The sequence below is a fragment of the Aliarcobacter faecis genome, assembly GCF_013201705.1.
Classification (GTDB): Bacteria; Campylobacterota; Campylobacteria; order Campylobacterales; family Arcobacteraceae; genus Aliarcobacter; species Aliarcobacter faecis.
The window spans coordinates 676,695-694,243 of sequence record NZ_CP053837.1; the positions used below are offsets into that span (position 1 = coordinate 676,695).

Here is a 17,549-nt window from a genome sequence, read left to right on the forward strand (position 1 = left end):
ATATGACAAATGAATTAATAAAAGATTTAGAACAAGAAAAAAGTAAACTATTTAAACAAAGGCTCCAAAGAGTACACCAATCTGTGGGGATAATCTTTGCTTTATTTATGTATATTGCAGTATTTTTTGGAATATTTGCAATCTTACTTGACTATATTACTCCTTGGGAGAAACCATCTCAACATATAAAGATGATTGACCCTATGAAAATAGACTATGGAGCTATTGTAGAGCCTGTTTTAGCAGACTCAAATTTTCCAAAAGAGAATCTTATTCGTATTAGACTTCCTGGAACTCATGGAAATACTACAGGAGTATTTTGGACAAGATATATAGATGAAGCTTACTACTTCAATCCTCATACAAAAAAGATGATTCAAGATGAGGATGAACAATCAGAGATGGGTGAGTTTTTAAATAGTATGCACTTTGGAGCAGAACTAGGAGAAATTGGATTTTATGGTTTTGGATTTATGGCTACTGCTGTTTTGTTTTTGGGAATTAGTGGGATATTATTGGTTTTAAAAATAAAATATAAAAACAGTTCAAATACTACTACAAGTAAATTTTCAAAATACCATAGAAAGATTTTTGTTTGGACATTTGCCCCTTTTATACTTATTACTTTAACAGGAGCTTTGATAAATATTGGATTTTCTGGTTCAACTGTTATGGCAAAACTTGTATCAAAAGGAGAAGCTTATAAAGTAAGTCAATTAATTGATCAAGTTGAAAAAAAATCTGAGATGCCAGAATTTGAAAGAAAAAATATCCCTGCACAAATGTTGAGTATAAATGAACTATTTGAGAAAGCAAAAGAGATAGCACCAGATACAACTTATGCCATGATAGCTTTAAATAATTGGGGAGATATAACTGCTACTGCATATTTTTATGGTTATAACCAGCCTTTGATACTTTTTAATGGGATATATAATTTTCCAGGTGTTATGTTAAGTGCAGTTGATGGAAGTTTGATAAAAGAGCATAAAGTTATGGATGCACATTGGAGTAGATTGTTTCAAAATGCTATCTTCTTTTTTCACTTTTTATGGGGTGTTAATGTATGGATAAAACTATTGATTGCAACTTTGATGAGTTTATCTTTAGTTGCTATTGGTTTTGGAGTTTTACTTTACTTAGAGAAGAAAAATAGAAAAATTCCTTTGCATATTCCTACTTTTGACTGGATGGGAAGATTGTCTTTAAGTGTTATGTTAGGAGTTCTTCCTGCAACTGGATTTTTATTTGTAAGTCAATGGTTATTTCCTATTGATATGGAAAATAGAGTTACCCTTCAAAAAGGGATTTTTATTCTAATTTGGCTTGGAACTTTAACTTGGTCTTTTTATAGACTAAATACTTATCAAGTAGCAAAAGAGTTTTTAACTCTTGGTGGAATTTTGTTTTTACTTAGTCCAATAGTTCATAGTATAAATAGTGGTTTTTCTCCAATAGAACTTTTAAGTGGAGAGATGTATGCTATTTTGGGAGTAGATATTGGGTTATTTATTTTGGGAGTAGTTTTACTTTATGTGGCTAAAAAATTGCCAGTAAATAGAGAAAAAGTTCAAGAATTTTGGACTAAAAGATTAAATAAAGGAGAAGAAAATAGATGAAAAAATTTATATATATGTTGGTTTTTATAGTTTCATCACTTTTTGCAAATGAGACAAGATTTATTTTAGATGTAAAAGCAAATGCAGATAATAGTGTAACTATAACTGGTGGGCAAAAAATACCAGGGGCTATGATAAGATTTGAGTCTTTGAAAACTGGTGAGATTTTATTTAAACAAAGATTTTCTCAAAGTAGCCAGATGAATGTAGCTATTCCAAATGAACCATATCAAGTGGTTTTAGTAACTGGTCCAGATGAAAAATTGGTAAAAAATGGAGTTTTACTAAGTGATAAATCAGATATTCAAACAGTAGAGATAAAAGCTGATATTATGGATAAAATTAGTAAAACACAAACAGAAAAGAGTGAATGGAATAATTTAAATATAACTTTGTATTCTTTAGCTTTTTTACTTATATTTTTAACTATGTATTTTAGTAGTAGAAGTAGTAAAAAGATTTTAGAGATGGTAAAACAAAATAGTGGAGAGTAATCTATAAATAGGGAGTTTTACTCTCTATTTTATAGATTTAGATATGAGTTTCAAGATATTTTTCTTATGATTAAAATTTCGAATAAAATAATAATTAGAAAAACTTTCCTTTTTAATATTTTGGAACTCATACTTAAGTTTATAGAGAAACCAATAATCTTTTATAGTTTAGATATTGTTTTAACCAGTTTGTTATAGAACAAATTCTTTAATTATGTTACAAATATCTACTTTTAAATATAAAATTCTATAAATTTAAAAGTTTTTCTTATTTTATGTCCTTTTTTTTTAATTTATTCGTCTTACTATATAGAGAATAACTCTCATAATTATAATAAAGGAAATTATAAATAAAATGCCTAAAAAATCTTTTAAAAAGTTAAAGCTATTATTAGTTCTTTCAACAATTTTACTTTTATTATCTTTTTTTGTTTGGTATAGCTTTTTCCGTTTGGTAGAAGTAGTAAAAAGTGAAGAGATAGTAAAAGGAAATATTAGAAATGTTGTATCTGCTTTAGGTGTTTTACAGCCACATAAATATGTTGATATTGGAGCTCAAGTTTCAGGGCAAATTGAAAAAATTCATGTAAAAGCTGGAGATATAGTAAAAAAAGGTGATTTATTAGTTGAAATTGACCCTAGTTTGCAAAGTGCAACAGTTCAAACAAATCAAGCAACTTTATCAAATTTAAAAGCCCAATTAATAGAGCAAGAAGCTATCCTTGAATTAGCAAATTTTCAATCAAAAAGACAAGAACAACTTTTAAAAAATGATGCTACAAAACTTGAAAATGTACAAACAGCTCAAGCAAATTTAAAAGTTGCAAAAGCAAGAATAAAAAGTTTGGAAGCACAAATTAAAGGGGCATTATCAACTTTACAAGGAAATGAAGCACTTCTTGGATATACAAAAATTTATGCTTCGATGGATGGAACAGTTGTATCTTTAATTGCAAAAGAGGGACAAACTTTAAATGCTACATATCAAACACCAAAATTATTGAGAGTTGCAGATTTATCTAAAATGACTGTTTGGACTGAGGTTTCTGAAGCTGATATTGGAAAACTTAAAATTGGTATGGATATATATTTTACAACTTTAGGATTAAAAGATAAAAGAGGTGAACTTCGTACTTGGAAAGGGAAATTACAACAGATACTTCCTGCACCTGCTCCTGTATCTACTAATGAAAATAGTGAACAAAAAGAGTCTTCAACAACAAAAGTTGTAGTATATACAGCACTTTTTGATATAGAAAATGAAGATAATAGTTTGATGAGTCAAATGTCTGCTCAAGTATTTTTTGTTGAATCTTTTGCAAATGATGTTTTATTAGTTCCATTGTATGCCTTAAAAGAGCAAAAAGATGGTACTTATCTAGCAAAAGTTTTGGTAAATAATAAAATAGAGAATAGAGTTGTAAAAATTGGAATAAAAGATAGACTTTATGGTGAAGTTTTAGATGGTATAAAAGAGAATGAAAAAATTATTACAAAAATTGAAGAACAAAAAGCCTCTACGAGATTGCAATGGTAGAAACTCCCTTAATAGAACTTAAAAATATTTGTAAATTTTATGGTGGAAAAGATGGAACACCAATACATAAAGTTTTACATGGGATAGATTTATCTATATATACAGGAGAGTTTGTAGCTATAGTAGGAACTTCAGGTTCTGGGAAATCTACTTTGATGAACATTTTAGGGTGTTTGGATAAAGCAAGTAGTGGAGAGTATTTATTTGCTGGAAAAAATATATCTAATTTTGAAGCTGATGAGTTGGCATATCTGAGAAGAGAAGCTTTTGGCTTTGTATTTCAAGGTTATCATCTAATACCTACACTAGATACAAATCATAATATTCAAGTTCCAGCAATATATAAAGGAACAGATTTTGAAGATAGAGAGAAAAAAACAGATGAACTTTTAAATAGGCTTGGTTTAGAGCAAAGAAAAAATCACTATCCAAACCAACTTTCAGGTGGTCAGCAACAAAGAGTTTCTATTGCAAGAGCTTTGGTAAATGGAGGATATATAATCTTAGCAGATGAACCAACAGGAGCTTTAGATAGCAAAAGTGGTATTGAAGTTATGGAACTTTTAAAAGAGTTAGCAGGTGCTGGACATACGATAATTTTAATTACGCATGATTCTCAAGTAGCTTCTCAAGCTCAAAGAGTAGTTCGTATTAGTGATGGGCTAATTATTGATGATAGTAAAAATAGCTCTTATGAGATAGTAAATTCTAAAAATTCTTTTGAAAAAAGGGATTTTATTGAGCATATGAAAGAGGGAGTAAAAAAAGATAGTTCAGTTATAGCAGATATTAATGAAGCGATTATTAGTGCTTGGAAGACACTTTGGGTAAATCGTTTTAGAACTTTACTCACACTTTTGGGAATTATTATTGGAGTTTGTTCTGTAATTGTACTTATGGGAGTTGGAAAGGCTACAAGTCAAAAAGCTTTAAAACAGATGGAAACTTTTGGTGATGTTAATCGAATATCTATTTTTCCAGATATAGATAAAGTTACTGGAATAGTAGGAACTATTACTCTAAATGATGTTAAAGCAATAGAAAAATTAGATAATGTTGAGTTTGTGAGTCCTGCACGAGGTACTTCAGTATCTATAAAATTTGGAAATGTAAATTTAGGTGCTTTTGCCTTAATGACAAATGAAAATGGTTTAAAAATCTTTAATTGGGAAATAGAAAATGGTGAATTTTTTACTAAAGAAGATGAAAATAATTTAGCAAAAGTTGTTGTTATAGGAAAAATTATAAAAGAAAAACTTTTTGCAAATGATTCTGCTATAGGTAAATATATTCTTATAAACAATATCCCTTTTAGAGTCGTTGGAGAATTGTCTGAGATGGCAGTTTATAGTGGAGATGCAGAAGATGATGATATGGTGGTTTTACCTTTTACTCTTGGAAATAGACAACTAGCAAATAAGATAGACCCTAAATCTATTCAGTTATATATTAAAGATTATAATCTTGCAAATGAAACGGTAGAAGATATGACAAGAACACTAAAAGATATAAAAGGTACAGATAATTTTCGTATAAATAATAATCCTTCAAAAATTCAAGCTCAACAAGAGGCAAATAAACAACAAAATCTTTTAATAACTTTAATAGGAAGTATCTCTTTAATAGTTGGTGGAATAGGAATTATGAATATTATGTTGATGGCTGTAAAAGAGAGAACAAAAGAGATAGGTATTCGTATGGCAACTGGTGCAAGGCAAAGTGATATAAAAAGACAGTTTTTAACAGAAGCTGTTTTGGTATCTTTTATTGGTGGGATTGCTGGTGTTGTTGTAGCAATTTTTATAGGAGCAGTTTTAATCTCTTTTAATATAGAACTTATTTTTTCAATAAAAGCTATATTAATAGCATTTTTTAGTGCTTTGATTACTGGATTATTTTTTGGATATATTCCTGCAAGTAAGGCTTCAAAATTAGACCCAGTTGTTGCACTAAATGGAGAGTAAGATGGCTAGATATTTTTATATGATTATTTTATCTTTATTTTTTATTGGATGTAGTTCTAAAAATGAGATAAAAGATACAAAAATTTTGGATTTACCAAAAGAGTGGAATAGAGATTTTGAGAATAGTAAAGAGGAGATTAGCCAAAATTGGTGGCAAAGTTTTGGAAGTGTTGAACTAAATAGTTTAATAACTCAAGCAAAAGAAGATAGCTTAGATTTACAAGTATCAATAAATAGAGTAAAACAGGCAAAAGCAAGTGCAAAAATAGCTGGAGCAGATTTGTATCCTCAAATTGGTGCAGGAATTAGTGCTTCAAAAAAAGGGGAAATAAATCATAGTGGAAATACAAATAGTTTTAATTCAGGTTTAAATATAGCTTATGAAGTAGATTTTTGGGGTAAGAATAGAGCTTTTTATGAGAGTGCTGCTGAAGATTTGAAAGCTACAATGTTTCAAAAAGATGAAGTGGAACTAACTATTGTTTCAAATGTAGCTATGGTTTATTTAAATATCTTAGCCTTAAATGATAAGATTGATATAGCAAAGCTAAATTTACAAACCGCACAGAAGTTATTTGAGCTTGTAAAATCAAAATATACTCTAGGAGCAGCAACTCAACTAGAATTAACTTCTCAAGAGATAATATTTTTACAACAAAAAAGAGTTTTAGTGATTTTAGAAAAAGAGCTAGAAGAGGCAAATAAAACTTTAGGGATACTTTTAGCAAAAACTTCTAATACTCAATTTGAAAAAATATCTTTAGATAAGATACAAATACCTACAATAGCTTTAGGACTTCCTTCTGAACTTTTAGTTAGACGACCAGATATTGCTAGAATGGAAGCTTTAATGAAGAGTGCAAATGCAAATATTGAAGTAGCAAGAGCAAATTTATTACCTAGTTTAAATTTAGAAACTAATTTAGCAACGGGTGGAAAAAACTTTTCAAATATTTTTGATAAACCAATTTATACTTTAGTATCAGCTTTAAGTATCCCTATTTTTTATGGTGGAAGACTTGATGCAAATTATGATTTAACAAAATCTAAATATGAAGAGATGTTGATAAATTATAGGCAAACAATTATAAATGCTTTTTGGGAAGTACAAATAGCTTTAAATAATATAGAAAATATAAATAGGCAAATAGAGTTACAAAATCAAGAGTTAAAACAGACTCAATTAGCACTAAATCTTGCAGTTACACAATATGAAGTAGGAGCAGAAACTTTGTTAAATTTACTTGATGCTCAAAGAAATTTATATAGTGCAAAAGATATAGCTATTGAACTTAAATTAAAAAGACTATTTTTGAGTGTTGAACTTTATAAGGCTTTAGGTGGAGGTTGGAAAATATAAAGAGATTATCTCACTTTATATTTAAATAGTTTTTTGAAAGTCTAATAGATAAACCAGCTTTTGAAGAGGCATCTATTAAAGACTCTCCACTATTTATAAGTCTTAATAAAACTAGCTGTTTTATACTTATGCTTATATTTTTTATTGACATTTTTTTCCTTTATATATTTTTTGTTTAAATAAACAAATTATATTTTGATATTAAATTTTTATAATAGTTTATTTGAAAAATGATGATTATATTAAATAAATTGAGATGATTAAAATCAGAATAGATATATAATTAATAATAACAAACTAGAAAAAGCTAGTTTGCTATTTTATAGAATGAACTTTAGATTTTTTTAATAAAGTTATATTGCTCTAACATTTTTTGCTTGAGGACCTTTTTCATTTCTTCCTATTTCAAAAGATACTTTTTGTCCTTCATCTAAAGAAGCTCTTCCATATCCTGAATGATTTATTTCACTATGGTGAATAAAGAAATCTTTATTTTCATTTTCTAATTGGATAAATCCAAAACCTTTTTCTGAGTTGAACCATTTTACTGTTCCAATATTTTGATCTGCCATGGCATTTCCTTATAATTAATTTTTCTACTTTTAAAAAGTAATCTGTAAAGTTTAAAGGAGTTTTAATTTTTTTATTAAGTAAGTTAGTATTAATTTATAGTTATCAATAAAAGCAAACAAAAAAGATGTAGTCAAAAACCCTAAATCATCTTTAAGAACCAAATTGTAACTGAATAAAAAAATAAAAGCAAGTTATATTTAATAAAATTAATAAATTATAGTTTTATTCTATGTTAAAATCTATTTATATATGTAAAAATAGTTTTATACAAAAAAATATAAGGATATTTATATGGCAGAACTTTTAAAAAATTTATATTCAAAAGAGTTTATTGAAAAACTATCAAATAGAGCTTATTTAATTTATCCAAAATTTGAGAAAAAAGAGTTTATTGATAATATTTTTAATTCTACATGGGAAAATTTAGAGTTAAAAGCTAGAATGAGACATATCTCTACAACTTTAGATAGATTTTTACCTTTTATATATAAAGAGCAACTTGAAATTTTAAAAGAAGTAAAAGAAGATTTTGGTGGACTTGAAGCTATGATTTTTCAAGATTTTGTTGAGGTTTTTGGGCTAGATGATATAGAAGAGTCTTTAAAAGCTTTAGAAGTTTTTACTATAAACTCAAGTAGTGAATTTGCAATTAGAGAGTTTATTTTAAAATATGAAAACCAAACTATGAATCAGATGAAACTTTGGGCAAAATCTAAAAATGAGCATATAAGAAGATTAGCAAGTGAAGGGTGTCGTCCACGACTTCCTTGGGCTATTGCTTTACCTAAATTTAAAGAAAATCCATCAAAAAGTTTTGAGATAATAGAACTTCTAAAAAATGATAAATCAAAATATGTTCAAAAATCAGTAGCAAATAATCTAAATGATATTTCAAAAGATAATCCAGAACTAGTAATAGAGTTTGTAAAAAATAATCTTGGAATCTCGAAAGAACTTGATTGGATTTGTAAGCATGGAAGTAGAACTTTACTTAAACTTGGTAATGAAAAAATTTTAGAACTTTTTGATTTGAAAAAAGCAAATCATATTAATATCACAAATTTTAGTTGTGATAAAGATGTAAGTTTAGGAGAAAGTTTAAATTTTTCTTTTGAGTTAAATTCAAATAAAACTATTGGAAATATTAGAGTTGAATATGTGATTTATTATTTAAAATTAAACAAAAGTTACTTTAGAAAAGTTTTTATGATAAGTCAAAATGAGATAAAATCAAGTTCTAAAAAATTTATAAAAAAACATAATATTAAAAATATGACAACAAGAAAACATTATGTAGGTAAACATTTTATCTCTTTATTGATAAATGGTGAAGAGTTTGTAAAAGAGGAGTTTTCTGTTTATGACACCAGCAATTAATCTATTAAAAAAATATAAATATGATTTTAAAATACACAAATATGACCATGACCCAGCTTGTACAAATTTTGGAAATGAAGCAGTTGAAAAGCTAGGGCTAAATGCAAACCAAGTTTATAAAACTTTGCTTGTAGAATTAAGTCCAAAAGAGTTGGTTGTTTGTGTTTTACCTGTTGCAAATCAATTAAGTTTAAAAGAAGTTGCAACTATTTTTGAAGTAAAAAAAGCACAAATGGCTTTAAAAGATGAAGCACAAAAAGTAACTGGATATTTGCTTGGAGGGATTTCTCCTTTAGGACAAAAGAGAGTTTTACGAACAGTTTTAGATGAAAGTGTAAGAGATTTTAAGACGATTTTTATAAGTGGTGGAAAAAGAGGATTGGATATTGAAGTAAATCCAAAAGATTTAGAAGAGATTTTAAAAGCAAAAGTTGGTAGAATAACTTTATAACAACAAAAGGAGTTATTATGACAAAAAATAAAGGTGAACCTAGTTTAGAAAAAATTGATGATTATAATGGAAATGAATCAAAACAAAAAAGAAATACTGTAAGACTAATTGTGATTTTACTTTTAGTTTTTGGAGCAGTTTTAACATATTTAAAACAACCAAATGTTGAAGAGGGAAAAGTGATAGAACAAAAAACACAAATCCCAGCAAAATAAGAGGTTTTAACCTCTTATTTTAAATATTTTTTCCAAATAATCTTTTAAGACTATTAAAAAAACTCCAAAAAGTATTAAAAATATTCCTATAATCAAAGCAAACGATATCTTTTCTCCAAATATTAGAACTCCAATTATAACCGCTGTTAATGGTTCTAATGCTCCTAAAATAGATGCACTAGTTGAACCTATAATTTGAATTGATTTAACTAGAAGAAGTAAAGATATAATTGTTGGAATAAGTGCTAAAAATAGGGTATAAAACCACATATTAAAGTTTACTAAAGGCATAATATTTGAGCTCTCTTTAAAAAATGAGTGAATAAATATTGTAAGGGTACAAAAAAGCATAGAGTAAAAAGTAACTTTTAAAGCTTCCATTTTTAGATATTGATTTATTATTACAATATAAATTGCATAACATAAAGATGATATAAATACTAAAAAAACTCCAAAAGAGCTAATATTTGCTCCATCACCTTTATAAAGTAAAACCACTCCTAAAAAAGCAAAAATTATAGATAAAATAGTAATTGTTGAGTTTTTCTCTTTAAAAAATAGAGCCATAATTATTGCTACAAAGATTGGATAGGTAAATAAGATTGTTGAAGCAAGCCCAGCATCCATATATAAAAATGAGTTAAAAAGGCTCAATGCTGAAACTCCAAATAGAAATCCCAAAAATAGTAAAATAGATAGCTCTTTTAATGATATTTTAAAAGATATTTTACGAAATAGCATAAAACATAATAAAGTTATAACAGCAAAACTAAATCTATAAAATATTACAGAGTTTACATTTAAACCCTCACTATATAGCATCAAAGCTCCTAATGGATTTGTACCATAAGCTATTGCTGAGATTATTGCAAAAAGAATCCCTTTTGTTTGTAGTGTCAAAATTAACCTTTAGATTTTTTCTAGGATTTTACTCTAAGAACTCTTATTTTAGGGTTTAAGAGATATTTTCATATAATTTATATTTAAATTTTAGGAGTAAAAATGATGAAACAGAATAAAATCTTGCTTATAGCTAAAAAGAGTCTATTAACAACTATTTTTGTTGGACTTTTTTCTTCTGCATTTGCAATGGATACAAAGTTTTATGCTGGAGTTAGTGCAGCAAAAGTTGATGGACATAATTATACACAGTATAATATAGGACAAAATTCAAGTACAAAATTTGATAATGATATAATTTTTGCTTTTTCAAATACTCTTAGTTATGGAAGAGTTAAAACAGGTCTTAGTGCAACAACATTAGATTTAGATCTAAAATTAGGTTATGAATTTATTGAAAATTTAAGAGCCTATGCTATTGGAACAGGTGCAATACAATATTATGATAATAGTACATATACAGGGCTTGGATATGGTGGAGCTTTAGAGTATAGAATTAGCTCTTTAGTATCTTTAGAAGGTTCTTACAAAACTATGAATATGAGCAAAAGTAATCATAGTTATGATTATGATACAGCAAGTTTAGGAGTAAGATTTGGATTTTAAGAGCTAAATTTTGCTCTTAAATCTCTTAAGATATTAATCTTCTTTACTATTTATCATCCAAATTGAGAAAATATCTAAATAATTCCAAAATGATTTTAGTAGATTTTCATTAATATCAAGCTTTTTTAAAACTTCAATATAGCATTCAAGCCAAACTATTCTAGTTTTTGGAGTAATTTTAAATGGTTGATGACGAGCTACCATCATAGGGGCACCTCTATTTTCATTAAAATATTTTTTCCCTCCACAAATTTGTATGAAAAAATCACTAGAGTTTATTTTCGCTTGTTCAAACTCTTTTTCATCTTGAGGAAAAATTTCATAAATTGAACTTTGTTTGATTAAATCATAATGGTCACTGATTAATTTTCTAATTCCTTCTTCTCCTAAAACTCTTAAAAATTCTGGATTTGGAAGAGTTACACTTGGTCTTATTCCAAATTGTGCTTGTGAAATATTAAATTGCATTTTAAAACCTTTAAATTATATATATTAGTTTTTATTCTACAATAAATCTTATTTTAATAGCTTTATTTAAGATATGATAAAATATTTACTAATTTTAAAATAGGCAAAAGATGAAAGATTTAACAAAAGTAGCAGAATGTTATAGTTGTGGACTTTTTGTAGAAAAAAGCGAGGATAAAAGATTTAAACAAAGTTGTCCTAGATGTGAAAGCAGGCTAGAAACTAAACAAAATTTTTCTATTGACTCACTTTTTTATGCAATTTCAAGTTTAATGCTATTTTTAATTTTATCTTTATATCCCATAATAAGTTTAAGTCTAAATGGGCAAGAGTTAAATGCAAATATTTTAAAAACAGTTTATATTTTATTTGAACAAGATTTTTATCTTGTCTCTTTTTTAGTTCTTTTTACAATAATTTTAGCCCCAATTTTTAACTCTATTGTAATTATTTTAGTTTTTTTACAACTAAAATTAAATATTGATATTTTTAAAAAGTCTTTTTTATATGATGCTTATCACTTTTTTAAAGAGTGGGGATTTATAGAAGTTTTTATTATTAGTTTAATAGTAACTTATATAAAACTTGTTGGAATGGTGAGTAATACAAAATTTGATATAGGGTTTTTTATTATTTTGGCTTATGTTTTTTGTTTTATTATGTCAAATATAAAGTTTGATGCAAGTGCTATTTTGGATGATTAAATGGTTTTAATATCTTGTAAAAATTGTAAAAAAGTATATGAAAAAGAGAGTTATGCACCATTTAAGTGTGAAAGATGTAATCATATTGTGAGAAAAAGAGTAGAAAACTCTTTACAAATATCATTAGCTCTTACAATTTGTGCAATGCTTTTATATATACCAGCTATGCTTTATCCTATGATGATAGTTACTCAATTTGGTGTAAATCAAGAAAGTACAATAATTGAAGGAATTATTAGTTTTTTAGAGTATAAAAGCTATTTTGTAGCAACTGTTATTTTTGTAGCAAGTGTTGCTATTCCAATACTAAAACTTTTTGCACTATTTTTTATATTTTTATCTTTAAAAATAAATGTACAGATGGAAAATAGAACAAAGATTTTATTATATAAATATATTGAAGCTATTGGAAAATGGTCTATGATTGATATTTATGTAGTTGCCTTAATGGCTTCAATAGTTCAGCTTGATGAGTTGTTTAATATAAAAGGTGGAGTTGCTGCAACATCTTTTGCTTTAATGGTAATAATTACAATTTTTGCAGCAAATAGATTTGATACAAGGATAATTTGGGATGAGCAAAGAGATAGTGAATAATGAAAATTTAAATGAAACAGTAGTTTATCAAGCAAAACAAGAGAGTAAAAAGAAGTTCTCTTTTGTATGGTTGTTACCTTTAGTAATATTAGGAATTTTAGGATATATAGCTTACGAATCTTATTCAAAAAAAGGTACAAATATTATCGTATATTTTAAAAGTGCTGAAGGTTTAAAAGAGAATGTAACACCACTTGAGTATAAAGGTTTGACTCTTGGAAAAGTTACAAAAATCTCTATGAATGAAGATTTAAAAAGTGTTGCAGTAAATATTTTGGTAAATAGTGATGTGGCAAACTATGTAGCAAATGAAAACTCAAAATTTTGGATAAAAAAACCAACTGTATCTTTAACAAAAGTTTCAGGGCTTAATACTCTTATAAGTGGATATAAAATTGAGTTATCAACAAGTTTAAAAAATCAAGAAGATTTAAAAAATATTAAATATAAGTGGTATTTTGACGGGCTTGATTCTCAACCTGATGAAGAGTTTGAAGAGAATGGATACTATGTTACTCTTTTGGCAAATGATAAAGATAATATTGATGTAGGAACACCAATATTTTATAATAAGTACCAAATTGGAGAGATTATATCAAAAGAGTTTAAAAGTGAAGAGGTATATGCAAGTGCTTATATCTATGATAAATATAACTATTTAGTAAATAAAAGTTCAAAATTTATTATGAATGAAGCTTTAAAAGTAAGTTATGGTGCAAGTGGATTAAACATAGAAGTTGGCTCACTATATTCAGCTATTATTGGTGGAATTACTGTTGTTACAACTGCAAAAGATGATGATAAAATATCTAAAGATGATATACAAATTTTGTATGCTTCAAAAGATGATTTAAAGAAAAAGATATATTTTTCATTGGATTTTAATGATGCAAAAATAGAAGAGAAAACACCTATTTTATTTAAAGGAATTGAGATAGGAAGAGTTACAAATATTAAATTAAATGAAGATATTTTAAGTGCAAAAGCTTATGTTTATGAAGAGTATAAATATTTACTAACAAAAAATTCAAGATTTTTTGTAGAAGAGCCAACTATTTCATTTGGGGGCATAAAAAATTTAGGAAATATTATAAAAGGAAACTATATATCTCTTGATTATAAAGAAGGGGAATTTAGTGATAAATTTTCAGGAGTTTCTAAAAAAGATTTAAAAAAGAGTTTAGATACTATAAAAATAGATTTAGTAGCGGATAGTTTAAACTCTATAAATGATAGGTCAAAAATATATTACAAAAATATTGAGATTGGAAGAGTTGATAGTTATGAATTAAGTAAAGATTATAAGAGTGTTAGAATTTCAATATTAATAGATGAAAGATATAAAGATTTGATAAATGACAATAGTAAATTTTATGATATGAGTTCAAAACTTGTAGAGATAAAAAACTTTGATATGAATGTAAATTATAGTGGTTTAGAGTCTGTTTTAAATGGAGCAATTGGTTTGGTTTCAAATAAAAATGAGGCTAAATTAAATAAAAAAGAGTTTACTTTATTTCCATCGTATAAAGATATAGAAAAAATCAATAGAGATAAAAATAGTGGTTTTATAGTTTATACAGAGTTTGATAATAGTTTTATAATAAAAGAGAATATGGCACTTGTTTATAAAAATCAAGAGATAGGTTTTGTAAAAAATATAAAATTTGACAATATAGTATCAAAAGTGGAGTTTTTTGTTTATGAAGATTTTAGGCAATATATTAAAAATACAAGTAGATTTTTTAAAAAACCAAAAATAGATTTCAAAGCAAGTCTTAGTGGAGTTATATTTGAAGTTGATAATTTTAGCTCATTTTTAGAAGGCTCAATAGAACTAGATAATAGCTCAAAAACTCCTTTAGGAAATCATGAAATATATGCTAGTTTTGATGAAATGCAAATGGCTACAAATATGGTAACTATTGTATTTGATGATGTAGAAGGTTTACAAGAGGATTTCTCAAAAATAGTTTATAAGGGTGCAAATATTGGAAAAGTTAAAAAAATATCTTTAAATAAAAATCAAAAAGTAGAAGTAAAAGCTATAATTGATAGAGACTTTAATGAGTTTGCAAAAGAGGGAACTATTTACTATCTAAAAAAACCTAGAATTTCTCTACAAGAAGTAGCAAATGTAGGTTCAACTATTATGGCTGTAAATATAGGTGTAATTAAAAATGATAAAAATGAAAAGAGTGGATATCAAACAAGTTTTATTGGAAGTGATAAAGAACCAGCAGTAAACTCTCACTTTGGAACTATAATAAAAGTAGAGGATAAAACAGCTTCAAGTGTAAATGTTGATTCTCCAATTTATTATAAAAATGTACAAATAGGAAAAGTTCTAAAAGTTGATTTAAGTGAAGATGCTTCAAGAGTAATTATTGATTGTTTGATACAAGATAAGTATAAAAAATTTGTGCGAAAGAATTCAGAGTTTTATGATATTAGTGGCTTTGAAATGGAATTTTCTATCTTTAGTGGTTCAAAAATAGAGTCAAATACAATTACAAGTATCATAAAAGGTGGTTTAGTTGTAGTAACTCCTTATGATTATAAAGAGATAGCTACAACTAATGATAGATTTAACTTAAATAAAACTTTAAGAGATGATTGGAAAATAATAAGTCCTAGTATTAAATGATATTTTTTAAGTAAAATTTAAGATTAATACCTATATAATTATTTTATCAAAGGATAATTTTTATCCTTTATAAATTAATTTTAGGAGATAGGTATGAAAAAAATAATGACAACAACAGGTGGAAATCCAATCGCAGATAATCAAAACTCAATCACAGCAGGTGAAAGAGGACCAGTTTTATTACAAGATTATCAATTAATTCAAAAATTAGCTCATCAAAATAGAGAAAGAATTCCTGAAAGAGTAGTTCATGCAAAAGGAAGTGGAGCTTTTGGAGAACTTGAAATAACTGAAGATATATCAAAATATACAAAAGCGAAAGTTTTACAAAAGGGTGAAAAAACAAAACTTCTTTTAAGAATTTCAACAGTTGCAGGAGAAAGAGGTGCGGCAGATGCCGAAAGAGATGTAAGAGGATTTGCTCTTAAATTTTATACAAAAGAGGGAAATTGGGATTTAGTTGGAAATAATACACCAGTATTCTTTGTAAGAGATGCTATAAAATTCCCTGATTTTATTCATACTCAAAAAAGAGATCCTCAATCAAATTTAAGAAGTAATACTGCAATGTGGGATTTCTGGTCATTAAGTCCTGAAAGTTTACACCAAGTAACTATTTTGATGTCAGATAGAGGTTTACCAAAATCACTAAGACATATAAATGGATATGGTTCGCATACATATAGTTTAATTAACTCTAACAATGAGAGATTTTGGGTGAAATTCCACTTTAAAACTCTTCAAGGAATAGAGACTATTACAAACAAAGAAGCAGAAGCTATTGTAGGAAAAGATAGAGAGTCAAATCAAAGAGATCTATTTACAAATATAGAATCAGGAAACTTTCCAAAATGGAGCTTTGAGATTCAAATAATGACAGAAGAACAAGCAAAAAACTGTGCATTTAATCCTTTTGATTTAACAAAAGTTTGGCCACATGGTGATTATCCTATGATAAAAGTTGGAACTATGACTCTAAATGAAAATCCAAAAAACTACTTCCAACAAGTAGAACAAGCAGCATTTAGTCCATCAAATATTGTTCCAGGGATTAGTTTTTCACCTGATAAAATGTTACAAGCTAGAATTTTCTCATATCCAGATGCACAAAGATATAGAGTTGGAACACACTATGAGATGTTGCCTGTAAATAAACCAATTGTTGAAGTAAATACATATAACCTTGATGGAAGTATGAATTTCCAAGTAAAAGAGCCAACAAAAGCATTTTATGAGCCAAATAGTTTTGATGGACCAGTTGAAGATGCAAGTTTCTTAGAGCCAGATTTAGAAGTTGGAGATATTGCTAAAAGATATAACCATAGAATTGGAAATGATGATTTTTCTCAACCAAGAGCACTATTTATGCTTATGAGTCAAAATCAAAAAGAGCAACTATTTAGTAATATTGCTGAAGCTATGGGTGGAGTTCCAAGAAATATTATAGATAGACAAATTGCATTATTTGAGCAAGTTCATAGTGATTATGCAGCTGGTGTTAAAAAAGCTTTAGGTATATAAATAGGAAAAATATGGAAGTTTCACAAGAAGAGTTAAAACGATATGAAGAGTTGCAAGTTCTTGCACTTGATTTTGCAAGAACTGGAAAAACAGAAAATTTAAAAGCAATGATTGAAGCTGGAATGGGTCTGAATTTGACTGATCATAAAGGAAATACTCTTTTGATGTTAGCTTCATATAATGGAAATCTAGAAACTACACAAATGCTAGTAGATTTTGGTGCAGATGTTGATAGAAAAAATGATAGAGGACAAACGCCACTTGCTGGTGTTTGTTTTAAAGGTTATTTGGAAATTGTAAAAGTTTTAGTGGAAAATGGTGCAAATATTCATGAAAATAATGGAATGGGTACAACTCCACTAATGTTTGCTAGTATGTTTGGAAATACTGAAATAGTAAAATATCTAAATGAGAAAGATATTAATAAAAGTTTTAAATCAAAACTCTATTTTTGGTTTTCAAAAATTATTAAATTTTTCAAAAAAAAGAGTTAGTAAAATCTCTAACTCTTTTTAA

General features: G+C 27.0%; 18 protein-coding genes. 14 read left to right on the forward strand and 4 right to left on the reverse strand.

The genetic code is table 11. The features are described from left to right. Positions 1-2: 2 nt before the first annotated feature. From AFAEC_RS03505 to AFAEC_RS03525, 5 genes are all read left to right on the forward strand, one after another. A complete protein-coding gene (locus AFAEC_RS03505; RefSeq protein WP_026805957.1) occupies positions 3-1,619 on the forward strand; it encodes a PepSY-associated TM helix domain-containing protein in 1,617 nt (538 codons plus the stop codon). Continuing rightward, positions 1,616-2,113: a hypothetical protein gene (locus AFAEC_RS03510; RefSeq protein WP_026805956.1), complete on the forward strand. Its 498-nt coding sequence runs from the start codon at positions 1,616-1,618 to the stop codon at positions 2,111-2,113. The genes AFAEC_RS03505 and AFAEC_RS03510 overlap by 4 nt, the downstream gene beginning before the upstream one ends. A gap of 355 nt (positions 2,114-2,468) precedes the next feature. Next, complete coding sequence (locus AFAEC_RS03515; RefSeq protein ID WP_026805955.1) at positions 2,469-3,650, forward strand: efflux RND transporter periplasmic adaptor subunit; 1,182 nt, start codon at positions 2,469-2,471, stop codon at positions 3,648-3,650. Then, positions 3,644-5,614, forward strand: coding sequence for a MacB family efflux pump subunit (locus AFAEC_RS03520; protein ID WP_034216457.1), 1,971 nt, complete (start codon positions 3,644-3,646; stop codon positions 5,612-5,614). The genes AFAEC_RS03515 and AFAEC_RS03520 overlap by 7 nt, the downstream gene beginning before the upstream one ends. A 1-nt stretch (position 5,615) precedes the next feature. Beyond that, positions 5,616-6,974, forward strand: a complete 1,359-nt coding sequence (locus tag AFAEC_RS03525) for an efflux transporter outer membrane subunit (protein WP_034216455.1) — start codon at positions 5,616-5,618, stop codon at positions 6,972-6,974. Between the two features lie 10 nt (positions 6,975-6,984). On the opposite strand, the gene AFAEC_RS03530 is transcribed toward AFAEC_RS03525, so the two are convergent. Further along, positions 6,985-7,125, reverse strand: a complete 141-nt coding sequence (locus tag AFAEC_RS03530; RefSeq protein ID WP_164467005.1) for a hypothetical protein — start codon at positions 7,123-7,125, stop codon at positions 6,985-6,987. A 202-nt stretch (positions 7,126-7,327) separates the two neighbouring features. Next, positions 7,328-7,546, reverse strand: a complete 219-nt coding sequence (locus AFAEC_RS03535) for a cold-shock protein (RefSeq protein WP_026805953.1) — start codon at positions 7,544-7,546, stop codon at positions 7,328-7,330. A 292-nt stretch (positions 7,547-7,838) separates the two neighbouring features. Between AFAEC_RS03535 and AFAEC_RS03540 the strand changes: the two genes are divergently transcribed. From AFAEC_RS03540 to AFAEC_RS03550, 3 genes are read left to right on the forward strand one after another with little or no spacing between them, the layout of a single operon-like run. After that, positions 7,839-8,924 carry a DNA alkylation repair protein gene (locus AFAEC_RS03540; protein ID WP_026805952.1) on the forward strand — a complete coding sequence of 362 codons (1,086 nt, stop codon included), beginning with the start codon at positions 7,839-7,841 and terminating at the stop codon, positions 8,922-8,924. Next, positions 8,908-9,375, forward strand: coding sequence for a Cys-tRNA(Pro) deacylase (gene ybaK / locus AFAEC_RS03545; RefSeq protein ID WP_026805951.1), 468 nt, complete (start codon positions 8,908-8,910; stop codon positions 9,373-9,375). Before AFAEC_RS03540 ends, ybaK begins: the two co-directional genes overlap by 17 nt. Before the next feature lie 17 nt (positions 9,376-9,392). Next, positions 9,393-9,590, forward strand: coding sequence for a hypothetical protein (locus tag AFAEC_RS03550; protein WP_026805950.1), 198 nt, complete (start codon positions 9,393-9,395; stop codon positions 9,588-9,590). A 6-nt stretch (positions 9,591-9,596) separates the two neighbouring features. Here AFAEC_RS03550 and AFAEC_RS03555 read toward each other — a convergent pair whose 3' ends face one another. Further along, the gene (locus tag AFAEC_RS03555) at positions 9,597-10,490 is read right to left on the reverse strand and encodes a DMT family transporter (RefSeq protein ID WP_026805949.1); all 894 of its coding nucleotides are present in this window, start codon (positions 10,488-10,490) and stop codon (positions 9,597-9,599) included. Positions 10,491-10,592: 102 nt separating this feature from the next. Between AFAEC_RS03555 and AFAEC_RS03560 the strand changes: the two genes are divergently transcribed. Continuing rightward, complete coding sequence (locus AFAEC_RS03560; RefSeq protein WP_225442395.1) at positions 10,593-11,096, forward strand: porin family protein; 504 nt, start codon at positions 10,593-10,595, stop codon at positions 11,094-11,096. A gap of 33 nt (positions 11,097-11,129) precedes the next feature. Here AFAEC_RS03560 and AFAEC_RS03565 read toward each other — a convergent pair whose 3' ends face one another. After that, a complete protein-coding gene (locus tag AFAEC_RS03565; protein ID WP_026805947.1) occupies positions 11,130-11,564 on the reverse strand; it encodes a globin domain-containing protein in 435 nt (144 codons plus the stop codon). Between the two features lie 110 nt (positions 11,565-11,674). Between AFAEC_RS03565 and AFAEC_RS03570 the strand changes: the two genes are divergently transcribed. From AFAEC_RS03570 to AFAEC_RS03590, 5 genes are all read left to right on the forward strand, one after another. Next, entirely contained in the window at positions 11,675-12,268 is a 594-nt protein-coding gene (locus AFAEC_RS03570) for a paraquat-inducible protein A (protein ID WP_026805946.1), read from the forward strand. After that, complete coding sequence (locus AFAEC_RS03575; RefSeq protein ID WP_026805945.1) at positions 12,269-12,865, forward strand: paraquat-inducible protein A; 597 nt, start codon at positions 12,269-12,271, stop codon at positions 12,863-12,865. It abuts the gene before it with no gap. Beyond that, positions 12,843-15,512: an MlaD family protein gene (locus tag AFAEC_RS03580; RefSeq protein ID WP_026805944.1), complete on the forward strand. Its 2,670-nt coding sequence runs from the start codon at positions 12,843-12,845 to the stop codon at positions 15,510-15,512. The genes AFAEC_RS03575 and AFAEC_RS03580 overlap by 23 nt, the downstream gene beginning before the upstream one ends. Before the next feature lie 93 nt (positions 15,513-15,605). Beyond that, on the forward strand, positions 15,606-17,033 hold the full coding sequence (locus tag AFAEC_RS03585; protein ID WP_026805943.1) for a catalase: 1,428 nt from the start codon (positions 15,606-15,608) through the stop codon (positions 17,031-17,033). A gap of 11 nt (positions 17,034-17,044) precedes the next feature. Next, complete coding sequence (locus tag AFAEC_RS03590) at positions 17,045-17,527, forward strand: ankyrin repeat domain-containing protein (protein WP_026805942.1); 483 nt, start codon at positions 17,045-17,047, stop codon at positions 17,525-17,527. Positions 17,528-17,549 lie beyond the last annotated feature (22 nt).

Bases quoted from the DNA above. Each gene is read 5' to 3' on its own strand.
- AFAEC_RS03575 (WP_026805945.1), top strand. From the start codon at position 12,269: ATGGTTTTAATATCTTGTAAAAATTGTAAAAAAGTATATGAAAAAGAG.
- AFAEC_RS03570 (WP_026805946.1), top strand. From the start codon at position 11,675: ATGAAAGATTTAACAAAAGTAGCAGAATGTTATAGTTGTGGACTTTTT.
- AFAEC_RS03580 (WP_026805944.1), top strand. From the start codon at position 12,843: ATGAGCAAAGAGATAGTGAATAATGAAAATTTAAATGAAACAGTAGTT.
- AFAEC_RS03585 (WP_026805943.1), top strand. From the start codon at position 15,606: ATGAAAAAAATAATGACAACAACAGGTGGAAATCCAATCGCAGATAAT.
- AFAEC_RS03560 (WP_225442395.1), top strand. From the start codon at position 10,593: ATGATGAAACAGAATAAAATCTTGCTTATAGCTAAAAAGAGTCTATTA.
- AFAEC_RS03550 (WP_026805950.1), top strand. From the start codon at position 9,393: ATGACAAAAAATAAAGGTGAACCTAGTTTAGAAAAAATTGATGATTAT.
- ybaK (WP_026805951.1), top strand. From the start codon at position 8,908: ATGACACCAGCAATTAATCTATTAAAAAAATATAAATATGATTTTAAA.
- AFAEC_RS03530 (WP_164467005.1), bottom strand. From the start codon at position 7,125: ATGTCAATAAAAAATATAAGCATAAGTATAAAACAGCTAGTTTTATTA.
- AFAEC_RS03505 (WP_026805957.1), top strand. From the start codon at position 3: ATGACAAATGAATTAATAAAAGATTTAGAACAAGAAAAAAGTAAACTA.
- AFAEC_RS03535 (WP_026805953.1), bottom strand. From the start codon at position 7,546: ATGGCAGATCAAAATATTGGAACAGTAAAATGGTTCAACTCAGAAAAA.
- AFAEC_RS03540 (WP_026805952.1), top strand. From the start codon at position 7,839: ATGGCAGAACTTTTAAAAAATTTATATTCAAAAGAGTTTATTGAAAAA.
- AFAEC_RS03510 (WP_026805956.1), top strand. From the start codon at position 1,616: ATGAAAAAATTTATATATATGTTGGTTTTTATAGTTTCATCACTTTTT.
- AFAEC_RS03590 (WP_026805942.1), top strand. From the start codon at position 17,045: ATGGAAGTTTCACAAGAAGAGTTAAAACGATATGAAGAGTTGCAAGTT.
- AFAEC_RS03565 (WP_026805947.1), bottom strand. From the start codon at position 11,564: ATGCAATTTAATATTTCACAAGCACAATTTGGAATAAGACCAAGTGTA.
- AFAEC_RS03520 (WP_034216457.1), top strand. From the start codon at position 3,644: ATGGTAGAAACTCCCTTAATAGAACTTAAAAATATTTGTAAATTTTAT.
- AFAEC_RS03525 (WP_034216455.1), top strand. From the start codon at position 5,616: ATGGCTAGATATTTTTATATGATTATTTTATCTTTATTTTTTATTGGA.
- AFAEC_RS03515 (WP_026805955.1), top strand. From the start codon at position 2,469: ATGCCTAAAAAATCTTTTAAAAAGTTAAAGCTATTATTAGTTCTTTCA.